The sequence below is a fragment of the Streptomyces sp. NPDC046821 genome, from assembly GCF_040645335.1.
Lineage (GTDB): Bacteria > Actinomycetota > Actinomycetes > Streptomycetales > Streptomycetaceae > Streptomyces.
This window is the reverse complement of sequence record NZ_JBEYYB010000002.1, coordinates 49213-61783: the sequence shown is the minus strand read 5'-3', so window position 1 is coordinate 61783 and position 12571 is coordinate 49213. Positions and strand designations below refer to the sequence as shown.

The 12571-nt window shown below is 70.9% G+C and carries 8 protein-coding genes and 1 pseudogene; 1 reads left to right on the top strand and 8 read right to left on the bottom strand.

Going from position 1 to position 12571, the window contains the following annotated elements; translation table 11 throughout:
• Window positions 1–42: 42 nt before the first annotated feature.
• From ABZ893_RS03855 to ABZ893_RS03835, 5 genes and pseudogenes are all read right to left on the bottom strand, one after another.
• Window positions 43–903 (bottom strand): helix-turn-helix transcriptional regulator, encoded by an 861-nt coding sequence (locus ABZ893_RS03855; protein ID WP_361396283.1) that lies wholly within the window; start codon window positions 901–903, stop codon window positions 43–45.
• Window positions 904–937: 34 nt separating this feature from the next.
• Window positions 938–1660 (bottom strand): respiratory nitrate reductase subunit gamma, encoded by a 723-nt coding sequence (gene narI / locus ABZ893_RS03850; RefSeq protein ID WP_361396279.1) that lies wholly within the window; start codon window positions 1658–1660, stop codon window positions 938–940.
• The gene (gene narJ / locus ABZ893_RS03845; protein ID WP_361396276.1) at window positions 1657–2232 is read right to left on the bottom strand and encodes a nitrate reductase molybdenum cofactor assembly chaperone; all 576 of its coding nucleotides are present in this window, start codon (window positions 2230–2232) and stop codon (window positions 1657–1659) included. The genes narI and narJ overlap by 4 nt, the downstream gene beginning before the upstream one ends.
• A complete protein-coding gene (gene narH / locus ABZ893_RS03840; protein WP_361396273.1) occupies window positions 2232–3842 on the bottom strand; it encodes a nitrate reductase subunit beta in 1611 nt (536 codons plus the stop codon). The genes narJ and narH overlap by 1 nt, the downstream gene beginning before the upstream one ends.
• Window positions 3842–7538 (bottom strand): annotated as a pseudogene (locus ABZ893_RS03835) (nitrate reductase subunit alpha). Before ABZ893_RS03835 ends, narH begins: the two are co-directional and overlap by 1 nt.
• A 175-nt stretch (window positions 7539–7713) precedes the next feature.
• Between ABZ893_RS03835 and ABZ893_RS03830 the strand changes: the two are divergent.
• Window positions 7714–8019 (top strand): 4a-hydroxytetrahydrobiopterin dehydratase, encoded by a 306-nt coding sequence (locus ABZ893_RS03830; RefSeq protein ID WP_361396270.1) that lies wholly within the window; start codon window positions 7714–7716, stop codon window positions 8017–8019.
• A gap of 60 nt (window positions 8020–8079) precedes the next feature.
• Here the strand turns inward: ABZ893_RS03830 and ABZ893_RS03825 are convergent, their stop codons facing one another.
• The 3 genes from ABZ893_RS03825 to ABZ893_RS03815 form a co-directional block, all read right to left on the bottom strand.
• On the bottom strand, window positions 8080–8916 hold the full coding sequence (locus tag ABZ893_RS03825; RefSeq protein WP_361396267.1) for an aldo/keto reductase: 837 nt from the start codon (window positions 8914–8916) through the stop codon (window positions 8080–8082).
• Between the two features lie 109 nt (window positions 8917–9025).
• Window positions 9026–9811 (bottom strand): ABC transporter ATP-binding protein, encoded by a 786-nt coding sequence (locus tag ABZ893_RS03820; RefSeq protein ID WP_361396264.1) that lies wholly within the window; start codon window positions 9809–9811, stop codon window positions 9026–9028.
• Window positions 9808–12570 (bottom strand): ATP-binding cassette domain-containing protein, encoded by a 2763-nt coding sequence (locus tag ABZ893_RS03815; RefSeq protein WP_361396262.1) that lies wholly within the window; start codon window positions 12568–12570, stop codon window positions 9808–9810. Before ABZ893_RS03815 ends, ABZ893_RS03820 begins: the two co-directional genes overlap by 4 nt.
• Window position 12571: the final 1 nt, after the last annotated feature.

The following is a 12571-nucleotide window of genomic DNA, read 5'->3' as shown; positions in this document are numbered from 1 at the left end:
TGCGCCCCGCGTTTTAAAGGCTGGCGGTTTTAAGGCCGGCGCTCACAGCGTGGCGCGCAGCTTCCGCAGCAGCTCCACCGTGCGCTCGGCGGACGCCGCGAGCGCCGCGATGTGGTCGAGCACCTCCAGATGGGCGCCGACCTCGATCCGGTCGTCCAGATAGAGCGCGCCGGTGACGTACTCGCTGAAGACCATGTCCGGCAGCTCGCGCACCGGGAACCGGAACAGCGTGAACGGCCCGTACGTCCCCGGGTGCGGTCCCGACGAGAACTCCGCGACCTGGAGCGTCACATGGGGCAGTTCCGTCGCCTCGATGAGCCGGTCGAGCTGGCCGCGCATCACCTGCGGGCCGCCCGGCAGCCGGCGCAGGACCGTTTCATCCATGATCGCCCACAGGTGCGGCGGGTCCTCGCGGGTCAGCAGCGCCTGCCGCGCCATCCGCAGCGTCACATGCCGTTCGAGGTCGTCCGGATGGGCGCGGCCGATGGTCCCCGCGTCCAGGACGGCCCGCGCGTACTCCTCCGTCTGCAGCAGCCCCGGCACGAAGTGCGGCTCGTACGACCTGATGAGGTTGGCCGCGCTCTCCAGGCTCACGTACATGCTGAACCAGTCGGGCAGGATGTCGTGGAAGCGCTGCCACCAGCCGGGCAGGTTGGCCTCCTCGGCGAGCGCGACGAACGCCTCCGCCTCCTGCTCGGGCACCCCGTACAGCTCCAGGAGCATCTGGACGTACGGGATCTTGAGGGCGACCTCGGCGGTCTCCATCCGGCGGATCGTCGCGCCGGTGACACGCAGGGCGCTCGCCGCCTCGTCGCGGTGCAGCCCGGCCGACTCCCGCAGTTCGCGCAGGCGTCTGCCGAGGACCACTTGGCCCACGGTTGGCGCAGGCCGCCGTTCACTCACGTCACGTCTCCCCACGTGCCGGCGGCGAGCGGACTCAGGAGCCTGTGCGCTCCCAGCCGCGGCGCTCCGGACGAGCGCCGACGCGCCGCGGGTCGCGGCTGCGGTAGACGACGTACGGACGGAACAGATACTGCACCGGCGCACTGAACATGTGCACGAGCCGCGTGAACGGTACCAGTGCGATTAGTAACATGCCCACTACCGCGTGAATCCGGTACAGCGCCGGGACGCCGGACATCAAGGCGGTTTTCGGACTCAATGTGAACAGACTTCTGGCCCACGGGGCGATCGTGGCGCGGTAGTCGTAGCCGTCGCCCGACGTGTGCGTCAGCTTGGCGACCATGCCGAGCACGATCGCCGCGAGCAGCACGAGGTACATCAGCTTGTCGTTGCGCGTGGTCGCCCGGAAGACCGGGGCGTTGGTCCGGCGCCGGTAGAGCAGCAGCCCGAGCCCGAACACCAGCAGGACGCCCGCCGCCGTGCCCCCGTACAGCGAGAACAGGTGGTACGTGTGCTCGCTGACGCCGAGTCCGCTCGTCCACGACGCGGGTACGAAGAGGCCCACGAGATGGCCCGCGAGCACGAAGAGGACGCCGTAGTGGAAGGCGGGCGAGGCGATGTTCAGGAGCCGGGACTCGTAGATCTGGGACGAGCGGGTCGTCCAGCCGAACTTGTCGTAGCGGTAGCGCCACACCGTGCCCGCGACCAGCAGCACGAAGGCGACATAGGGCAGCGCGCCCCACAGCAGCGTGTTCACGCGCGCTCCCCGAACAGAGCGGCCCCGAACGGTTCGAGTCCGACGTCCTCGCGCGGCGGACCTGAGCGGGCCAGCGCCAGCGCCTCGGCGCGGTCCCTCGGCGACGGGCCGGGCAGCGTCGCGCACACCGCCTCGACGACCTGCGCGTACGGCGTGCCGTGGTCGGCCAGCGCGAGACGCAGCAGCTCGAGCCCGGCGCGGTGCTCCAGGAGGAGCGCGGGCCCGGCCTGCGCGCTGAATTCCAGGACCGCCGGCAGGAAATCGGGCAGCTCCTCGCCGCTGAACTCCAGGCCGTGCGCCCGGTACGCCTCCTTGAAGCGGACCAGGGACATGCCGCGCCGCCGGGTGTCGCCGTCCCGCCACCACGTCAGATACAGGCTGTGCCGGTTCTTGAAGTCGAAGACCTCGACGTAGTGCGCGGCCAGCACGCCGGGATCCGTGGCCGCCGCGTGATCGGCGAACGGACGCAGCGCGGGAGCGGCGGCCCGCACCAGCGGCAGGCTCTCGTAGAACCGCTCGTCCGGGTACGTGAGGCAGTGGGCGGCCGCCTGATGGAGCACCGCGTGGCGCATCAGTTCGTCTCCTTGTCCGCGTCGGGCCGGTCGGCGGTCTGCCGCTTCTTGAGCAGGTGGAAGTTCTCGACGGACACCAGCGGCAGCAGCTTGCGGCGCCCCGAGTCCTGGCCGAGCGGACCGTCACCGCCCATCCCAGGACCGCCCGCGTGGTCGAGCGAGCACGTGTCCGGTACCGCCGTCTCCTCCAGGCGCCGCGCGTCGGCGACGGCCGCGGTCGGGATGACGTACCGGTCCTCGTACTTGGCGATCGCGAGCAGCCGGTACATCGCCTCGATCTCCTCGGCCTCCATGCCGACGGACCCGGCGATCGAGGCGTCCGGCACGTCACCGAGGTTCAGGGCCCGCATGTGCGACCGCATCGCGGCAAGCTTCTCCAGAGAGGCACGCACCGGCCCGGGATCGCCCGCGGTGAACATCTCCGCCAGGTACTCGACAGGGATACGCAGCGTGTCGATCGCCCCGAAGAGGTTCCCGAGATCCTCCCCGTCGTGGCCGGTCGCGGTGAGGGCTTCCACGACGGGGGAGAGCGGCGGGACATACCAGACCATCGGCATCGTGCGGTACTCCGGATGCAGCGGAAGCGCCACCCGGTACCTGCTGATGAGCGCGTGTACGGGCGAACGCCGCGCGGCCTCCACCCAGTCGTACGGGATCCCCGCCTCCTCGGCGGCCCGCCGCACATCAGGGTCCTCGGGGTCGAGAAAAACGCCCAACTGGGCTTCGTAGAGCGCCTGTTCATCCTTGGTCTTTGCCGCCTCCGTCACCTTGTCGGCGTCGTAAAGGATCACGCCGAGATAGCGCAGCCGTCCCACGCACGTCTCCGAGCACACCGTCGGCAGCCCGACCTCGACGCGCGGATAGCACAGCGTGCACTTCTCGGCCTTGCCGGTGCGGTGGTTGAAGTACACCTTCTTGTACGGGCACCCGGTCACGCACTGGCGCCAGCCGCGGCAGTGGTCCTGGTCGACGAGGACGATGCCGTCCTCCGCGCGCTTGTACATCGCCCCGGACGGGCAGGACGCGACGCACGACGGATTGAGGCAGTGCTCGCAGATGCGCGGCAGATAGAACATGAAGGTCTGCTCGAACGCGAACTTCACCTTCTCGGAGGCCTGTTGACGGGTCTTCTCGACCATCGGGTCGAGTTCGCCGTACTCGGTGGCGCCGCCCAGGTCGTCGTCCCAGTTCGACGACCACTCGATCTTCATGGGCTTGCCGGTGATCTGCGACAGCGGCCGGGCCACCGGATAGTCGTCGCCGAGCGGCGCGTCCGTGAGGTTCTTGTAGTCGTACGTCCAGGGCTCGTAGTAGTCCTTGATCTCGGGCAGCTTGGGGTTGGAGAAGATGCCGGCGAGCTTCTTGAAGCGGCCGCCCGCCTTCAGCCGGAGGGCGCCGCGCCGGTTGAGCTCCCAGCCGCCGCGCCACCTTTCCTGGTCCTCGTAGCGGCGCGGGTAGCCCTGCCCTGGACGGGTCTCGACGTTGTTGAACCAGACGTACTCCATGCCGTCCCGGTTGGTCCACGCCTGCTTGCAGGTGACCGAGCAGGTGTGGCAGCCGATGCACTTGTCGAGGTTCATCACCATCGCGATCTGGGCCATCGGGCGCATCAGAACTCGACCTCCTGGCTACGGCGGCGGATCACCGTCACCTCGTCGCGCTGATTGCCCGTCGGGCCCAGGTAGTTGAACGCCCACGACAACTGGGCGTAACCGCCCACGAGATGGGACGGCTTGAGGAGCAGGCGGGTCAGCGAGTTGTGGACGCCGCCGCGCCGGCCCGTCGCCTCCGCCTTCGGGACGGCCACCGTGCGCTCCTGGGCGTGGTGCATGTAGACGGTGCCGGCCGGCATCCGGTGCGAGACGATCGCGCGGGCCACCACGACACCGTTCCTGTTCACCGCCTCGATCCAGTCGTTGTCCTTGACCCCGACGGCCTCCGCGTCCTGCGGCGCCATCCAGATCACCTGACCGCCGCGCGACAGGGACAGCATGAACAGGTTGTCCTGGTACTCGGAGTGGATCGACCACTTGTTGTGCGGGGTGAGGTAACGGACCGTCACTTCCCGTTCGCCGTCCGGGCCCAGGCGTGGCTCGCCGAAGAGGCGGTTCATGTCGAGGGGCGGCCGGTACACCGGCAGGGCCTCGCCGAGTTCGTGGATCCAGTCGTGGTCGAGGAAGAAGTGCTGGCGTCCCGTGAGGGTGTGCCAGGGCTTCAGCTGCTCGGTGTTGAGCGTGAACGCCGTGTAGCGGCGCCCGCCGGACTCGCTGCCCGACCACTCCGGCGAGGTGATCACCGGCACGGGCGCGGCCTGCGTGTCGGCGTACGTGACGCGCTTGCCCTCGTGCTCGGCGGCGAGGTGCGCCATCTCCTGGCCCGTACGGGCTTCGAGGGTGCGGAAACCCTGGGTGGCGAGGCGCCCGTTCGTCGTGCCGGACAGGGCGAGGATCGTGTTGGCGGCTTTTACGGCGGTGTCGAGCGCGGGGCGTCCGTCGGCGGGCCCGCCCTGCACCGTGCCGTTGCTCTCGCGCAGTTCGCGGACCTCTTCGTCCGGCCGCAGCGCGATGCCCTTCGCGGGCAGGCCCAGCTTCTCCACCAGCGGGCCGAGCGCCGCGAACTTCGCGCCGACCGCCGTGTAGTCCCGCTCCACCACGGCGAGCCCCGGCATCGTCACCCCGGGCACCGGCTCGCACTCGCCCGCACGCCAGTCGAGAGCCACCCCGCCCGGCTGCGCGGTCTCACTGGGAGTGTCGTGCTGGAGCGCCGTGGCCACCAGGTCCTTGCGGACGCCGAGATGGTCCACGGCCAGCTCGCTGAACCGCTCGGCCAGCGCCTTGAAGGTGTCGAAGTCGGTACGGGCCTGCCACGGCGGATCGACGGCAGGCGTGAACGAGTGCACGTAAGGGTGCATGTCCGTGGACGACAGGTCGTGCTTCTCGTACCAGGTCGCCGCCGGGAGCACGACGTCCGACAGGAGCGTCGACGACGTCTGCCGGAAGTCCAGGGAGAGCAGCAGGTCGAGCTTCCCCTCCGGCGCCTCGTCGTGCCACACCACGTCACGCGGCCGCACCTCGGGCCCCGCCTCCTCGGCCCGCAGGGAGGAATGCGTGCCGAGGAGGTGCTTGGTGAAGTACTCGGCGCCCTTCGCGGACGAGCCGAGCAGATTGGCCCGCCAGAGCGTCAGGACGCGCGGCCAGTTCTCGGGTGCGTCGGGGTCCTCGCACGCGAACTTCAGCGTGCCCGCGCGGAGTTCATCCACTGCCTTTGCCACCGGGTCCCCGGATGCGGCTCCCAGGTCCAGCGGGTTGCGGTCGAACGTCGGATACGACGGCATCCATCCGGCGCGCGCCGACTGGGCCAGACAGTCCGCCCCCGTCATCCCCGCGAACCGCCCGGTGCCGAGCGGTGAGGCGAGCACGTCCGCCGGGAACGTGTCGTAACGCCACTGGTCGGTGTTGAGGAACCAGTACGCGGTGCCGATCATCTGGCGCGGCGGCCTGCTCCAGTCGTTCGCGGAGGCGAGGGTGGCCCAGCCGGTCGAGGGGGCGGCATTTCTCCTGCCCGACGTAGTGCGCCCAGCCGCCGCCGTTCCGGCCCTGGCAGCCGGTGAGCTGGAGCAGCGCGAGGAACGCGCGGTAGATCGTCTCCGAGTGGAACCAGTGGTTGGTCCCCGCGCCCATGAGGATCATGCAGCGCCCGCGCGACTTCTCCGCCGTCGCCGCGAACTCCCGGGCGATCCGCGTGCACGCGGCGGCCGGGACGGAGGTGTGCGCCTCCTGCCAGGCGGGGGTGCCGGGCTCGTCCGCGTCCTCGTACGACGTGGGCCAGGTACCCGGCATCCCCTCGCGGCCGACGCCGTACTGGGCAAGGAGCAGATCGAAGACCGTCGTCACCAGCGGGCCGTCCTGACCCCCGAGCCGGGTCGCGGGCACGCCCCTGCGGACGATGTCCCCGCGACCTTGCCCGTGCGGGCCGCCGTCCGTGTCGAAGCGCGGAAGCAGTACCTCGACGCCCGCCGAGACCTCCAGTCCGTGCAGGCTCAACTGAGGCGCGATGGAACCCAGTTCGAGATTCCATCTGCCCTTGCCCGACTCTGTCCAGCGGAAGCCCAGAGATCCGTTAGGCACGGCAGGCAGCCCCGTCGCCGAGTCCAGCACCACCGTCTTCCAGTCGCTCCCCTCACCGCTCCGCCCGAGGTCGGAGGCGCGCAGGAACTTGCCGGGGACGAACGCGCCGTCCCGCTCGGTCAGCGTGACGAGGAAGGGCAGATCCGTGAACTTCCCGACGTAGTCCGAGAAGAACTCCGTCCGCCGGTCGACGAAGAACTCTTTGAGGATCACGTGCCCCATCGCGAGGGCGAGCGCGCCGTCCGTGCCGGGATGCGGGTGCAGCCACTCGTCGGCGAACTTGGCGTTGTCCGCGTAGTCGGGAGCCACCACGACGACCTTCTGGCCGCGATAGCGCGCCTCCGCCATCCAGTGCGCGTCCGGCGTACGCGTCACCGGGACGTTCGAGCCCCACATCATCAGATACGCGGCGTCCCACCAGTCACCCGACTCGGGCACGTCCGTCTGGTCCCCGAAGACCTGCGGCGACGCCACGGGCAGATCCGCGTACCAGTCGTAGAACGACAGCATGGGCGCGCCGATCAGGCTCATGAAGCGGGCGCCCGCCGCGTGCGACACCATCGACATCGCCGGAATGGGGGAGAAACCGGCGACCCGGTCGGGCCCGTACGTCCTGATGGTGTGGACGTGCGCCGCCGCCACGATCTCCAGGGCCTCGTCCCAGGTCGCCCGGACCAGGCCGCCCTTGCCGCGCGCCCGCTGGTAGCGGCGGCGGCGCTCCGGATCGCCCTGGATGTCGGCCCAGGCCCGCACCGGGTCCGTCAGCCGCGCCTTCGCCTCCCGGTACATCTCCAGGAGCACGCCCCGGACGTACGGGTAGCGCACGCGCGTCGGCGAGTACGTGTACCAGGAGAACGCGGCGCCGCGCGGGCAGCCGCGGGGCTCGTACTCGGGGCGGTCGGGGCCCACGCTCGGGTAGTCCGTCTGCTGCGTCTCCCACGTGATGATGCCGTCCTTGACATACACCTTCCAGCGGCAGGAACCGGTGCAGTTCACCCCGTGTGTCGAGTTCACGACCTTGTCGTGGCTCCACCGGTCGCGGTAGAAGGCGTCGCCGTCCCGGCCGCCCGTCAGGCGCACACTGTGCAGGTCGGGCGAGGGCGTGCCGCGCCGGAAGTACCGCCCCGCACGCAGCAGCGCGGCCCCCGGCTCGGCCGGCGTGCCCGTCGTCTGTGTCACCGTGCTCCCTCGGTAGCCCGTCCCTCGACGCTAGGTGCGGGTTCCGACGGGCACACGCCTGCCGGGGCCGTCCGGGTGCCGCCGGCTCACGGCGCCGGCGACCGAGGGGCGCGCGGACACCGCCCTTGTGGGACGCTGGGGAACCCCGTACGCGCGTCACGGAAAGGACCTGCTCATGGCCACGGAGCCGCTGTCCCAGAAGGAGATCGAGGACCGACTCGCCGAGCTGCCGGGCTGGAGCGTGGACGACGACCGGCTCGGCCGGACCTTCCGCCTCGGCAGCCACTTCGCGGCCACCGCCTTCGTCGTGCACATCGCGCAGATCCACGAAGAGCTGAACCACCACTCGGACCTGACCCTCGGCTACAACACGGTCGCCCTCTCCGTGAACACCCACAGCGCGGGCGGCAAGGTCACCGAACTCGACTTCGGCCTCGCCCAGCGGGTCCAGGAGATCGCCTCCACGCACGGCGCGAGCTGACCCCGGATACACGTGTGCCCCGCCTCCGGACGGAGGCGGGGCACACGAGCTGAGTACCGGTCAGGCCATGTCGAACGTCGCCGGGTCCGGGCCCAGGCGGCGGTCCTCGTTCAGGGCGCTGATGGCCGCGATGTCCTCCAGGTCCAGCTCGAAGTTGAAGACGTCGATGTTCTCCTTGATCCGGGACGGCGTCACGGACTTCGGGATCACGACGTTGCCCAGCTGGACGTGCCAGCGCAGCACGATCTGGGCCGGCGTACGGCCGTGCTTCTGGGCGATGGCGACGATCGCCGGGACTTCGAGGAGGCCCTTGCCCGATCCCAGCGGCGACCAGGCCTCGGTCGCGATGCCCTGCTCCCCGTGGAACTCGCGCGAGGCGCGCTGCTGGAGGTGCGGGTGCAACTCGATCTGGTTGACCGCGGGGATCACCGACGTCTCGCCGAGCAGACGCTCCAGGTGCTCCGGAAGGAAGTTGGAGACACCGATGGCCTTGGCCCGGCCCTCCTCGTAGATCTTCTCCAGGGCCTTGTACGTGTCGACGAAGGTGCCCTTCGCGGGCAGCGGCCAGTGGATCAGGTACAGGTCGACGTAGTCGAGGCCGAGCTTGCCGAGGGAAGCGTCGAAGGCGCGCAGCGCCGCGTCGTACCCGTGGTCCCCGTTCCACAGCTTCGTGGTGACGAAGAGCTTGTCGCGGTCGATGCCGGAGGCGGCGACCGCCCGGCCGGTACCTTCCTCGTTGCCGTAGATCGCGGCGGTGTCGATGCTGCGGTACCCGGCGGCCAGGGCCGTCGCCACAGCCTTCTCGGCCTCGTCGTCCGGCACCTGCCACACGCCGAAGCCGAGCTGCGGCATCTCGACACCGTTGTTCAGGATGATCGGGGGGACCTTGCTGCTCACGAGCTCTCGATCCTTCGGTTCGTCGGGTGGTGCCTTCCATCGTCAACGATGGGGGCCCGGGGCGCATTCCCGTTCACCGCGTGTTCACAGGCGCGCCCCGGGTCCCGCCTCACCCGGCCGGACCGAGATACGCGTCCCGCACGGCGGGGTCCGCACGGACGTCGGCGGGGGAGCCCTCCGCCAGCCGGGTTCCCAGATCGAGTACGACGATGCGGGCGCACAGGTCCATCACGAACGCCACGTTGTGCTCGACGAGCAGCACCGCGCAGCCCTGTTCGTCGGTGAGATGGCGGACCACGGCCTTGAGCTGGCCCATCTCCTCCTCCGACATCCCGGACGCGGGCTCGTCGAGGAGCACCACGCGGGCCCCTTCCACGCCCGCCCTCGCCAGTTCCACCATGCGGGCCTGGCCCACGGGGAGCGTCCCCGCGTAACTCCCGGCCAGCGATTCCAGGCCGCAGGCCCGCAGCATCGTCGCGGCCTGCGCACGCCGCCGCCGCTCGTACGCCCGTCTGGTCGGCGCCGCCACCAGGTCGGCTGCCGGACCGCCCCCGCCGCCCCGCCACTCCTGCGCCACCAGCAGGTTGTCCTCGACCGTGAGCTGGCCGAAGAGCTGCTGGCGCTGGAACGTGCGGCGCATCCCGTGCCGGGCCCGCCAGACGGGCGAGCGGCGCGTGACGTCCTCGCCGTCGAGCAGGACGCGGCCCTCGTCGGGGCGCCGGATCCCGGACAGGACGTCGAAGAACGTGGTCTTGCCCGCGCCGTTCGGCCCGATGAGTCCGCACACCTCCCCGGAGCGCAGCGTCAGGCCGACCCCGTCCAGCGCGTGGATCCCGCCGAACCGGACACCGATCCCGGACGCTTCGAGGACCGGGGCTCCCGTCTTCACGCTCATGGCCGCACCACCCCCTCCTCTTCTTCCGCGCGATCCGCCCGAGCGGTCGTGCCGTCGTTCGCCGCGAGCCCGAGGTAGGCCTCGGTCAGCCGGTCGGCGCGGACCTCCGCGCGCGGGCCGCACCACGAGACACGGCCCCGGTCGAGATAAGCGACCGTGTCCGCGACGCCCAGGATCTCCGTGGCCTTCTCCTCCACGAGGAGCAACCCCGTTCCCGCGTCACGGAGTTCGACGAGTAGCCGGAACACCTCGTCGACGACGCGGGGCGCGAGCCCGAGCGACGGCTCGTCGGCGATCAGGACCCGCGGCGGCTCCTGCAACAGCGGGGCGAGCGCGAGCAGTTGCTGCTCGCCGCCCGAGAGCGCGCCCGCGACGACACCGCGCCGGGCGGCGAGCCCGGCGAAGCGCTCGTACACGGCCTCGCGCGCCTGCTTGTCGGCCAGGTGCAGGGTGAGGTTCTCCTCGATGGTGAGGGAGGGGAAGATGCCACGCCCTTCCGGGGCGAGCAGCACCCCGGCCCGCGCACGGCGGACCGGTCCCTCGCGGGTGGCGTCCCGCCCGGCGACGTACACCTGGCCCCGGAGCGGGGTGAGGAGTCCGGCGGCGGCGCGGCAGGTCGTGGACTTGCCGGCGCCGTTCGGGCCGAGCAGGGCGACGATCTCGCCGGGGCGGACGGTGAGGTCCACGCCGTGGAGGACGGGAGCACCGTCGTAACCGGCGTGCAGGGCGCGGAGTTCGAGGACGGGGGGCTTGGCGGACGCGGGCGCCTTTTCGGTGTCGGGCGCAGTCCTGGCTGCGGGAACCGTCGCCTCCGGTGCACCCTGCTGCCCCGCCGCCACAGGCGTCGGCTTCGCACTCCGCCGCCGGTGCCGCCGTACCGAGAACGCCGCACAGTAACCGTCCGGGTCGTTCGCGAGCGCGAGCCCCGCGAGGCCGAACAGGACGACCGGCAGGTGGACCGACTTGGTGATGAAGTCCGCCATGACGTGCGGCATGATCGCGTACACGAGGCCCGCGACGACCGCGAACTGCGGGCGCCGCACGCCCGCCGCGACGACCACCGCGAGCCAGATCAGGCCCGTCATCGCGGTGAAGTCGGTCGCGGTGATGCGGGTGTTGAACGACGCGTACATCACGCCGCCGAAGCCCGCGAGGCCCGCCGACAGGGTGAAGAGGAGCAGTTTCGTACGGACGACGGAGACGCCGGAGGCCATCGCGGCGGCGGGCGCCGAACGCACGGCGAGCATGGCGCGCCCCGACGGCGAGTTGCGCAGCGCCGCGAGAGCGGCCACGGCGGCCGCGCACAGGACGACCATGGCGACCCCCATCGCCCGGTCGTCGTTCAGGTCGATCGGCCCGAAGACCGGGCGCGGGATCTCCCAGCCGGAGTCGCCGTTGCGCAGCCAGCCGATCTGGAAGAGCACCTGGTCGGCGAGGAACGCGAGGGCGAGCGTGGCCAGGGCGAGGGTCCGCCCGCCGAGCTTCAGCGCCGGCAGCGCCACGAGCGCGCCGAGGAGCGCAGCGACACACGTACCGACCATCGCCGCCGCGACGAACGGCCAGCCGTGACTCATCAGCAGCCCCGCCACGAGCGCCGCCCCGGTGACGAAGGTGGCCTGCGCGAGCGACACCATCGCGCCAAGGCCCGTCACGACGGTGAACGAGACGAAGACGAGCGACAGGGCGAGGCCCTGGGCGAGGATGCCGCTCCAGAACGGGGTGGTCACCGTATAGAAGGAGACCGCGAGCAGGACGGCCGCCACCGCCCATGGTCCCCAGGTCCGGCCCCAGGAGCGGCCGGCCAGATAGTCGACAGGTGGTGCGTCGACGGCGGCCGTGCCCGCGGTCCGCTGCCGCCGGGTGAGCAGCAGCAGTCCCGCGAAGAGGATCAGGAAGGGGACCGCGGTGCGGAACCCGGTGACGCTCTCGGCGAAGGACGCGTAACCCGCGACGAGGTTCTGCAGCACGCCGAGCCCGAGCCCGCCCGCGAACGCGATCGGCACGGAGGCGAACCGCCCGAGCACCGCAGCGGTCGCCGACACGAACAGGAACAGCGTGAAGTCCTGCGCGGACAGGCCGAGCAGCGGGGTGGCGAGGACGCCCGCGAGCCCGGCGAGCCCGGACGACAGCATCCACGCCACGGTCGAGAGCCGGTCCGCGCTCATGCCGCGCAGCTCGACGAGGGAACGGTTGTCGACGGAGGCCCGCAGGCGCAGGCCGAGGGTGGTGTGGCGCATCAGGATCCACAGGCCGAGCGCGACGGCCGCGGTCACCACCCAGGTGATCAGCTGGTCGGAGTCGATGCCGACCCCGTCCATGAGCTGCCAGTTCTTCGCCGGGCTCGGCCCGACACCCGGCAGCCCGAACTGGTTCTCGGCGGGCTTGACCGACACCCCCGCGTCGTCGAGGAGTTCGACGATCCACAGGCCGAGCGCGGGCAGCGCGACGAGCAGGCCGATGGTCGCCACGATCTGGGCGGTCTCGCCGACGCGCGCCAGTTTGCGGAACATCAGCCGGTCAAGTCCCCAGCCCAGCAAGGGAGCTGCGACGACGACGAGCAGGATCGCGGTCGGTACGGCGGGCCAGCCGAGGCCCGAGTGGAGTTCGTAGAAGGCGAGCGCGCACAGATAAGCGGTCGCGCCATGGGCGAAGTTGAAGAGCCCGGAGGCCGAATAGGAGAGGACCAGGCCGGTGGCGAGGAGCGCGTAGAGCGCGCCCGACACGAGCCCGCTCAGCACGAAGGCAAGCAGGTCAGACATG

Bases quoted from the DNA above. Each gene is read 5' to 3' on its own strand.
- ABZ893_RS03815 (WP_361396262.1), bottom strand. From the start codon at position 12,570: ATGTCTGACCTGCTTGCCTTCGTGCTGAGCGGGCTCGTGTCGGGCGCG.
- ABZ893_RS03820 (WP_361396264.1), bottom strand. From the start codon at position 9,811: ATGAGCGTGAAGACGGGAGCCCCGGTCCTCGAAGCGTCCGGGATCGGT.
- narJ (WP_361396276.1), bottom strand. From the start codon at position 2,232: ATGCGCCACGCGGTGCTCCATCAGGCGGCCGCCCACTGCCTCACGTAC.
- ABZ893_RS03830 (WP_361396270.1), top strand. From the start codon at position 7,714: ATGGCCACGGAGCCGCTGTCCCAGAAGGAGATCGAGGACCGACTCGCC.
- narH (WP_361396273.1), bottom strand. From the start codon at position 3,842: ATGCGCCCGATGGCCCAGATCGCGATGGTGATGAACCTCGACAAGTGC.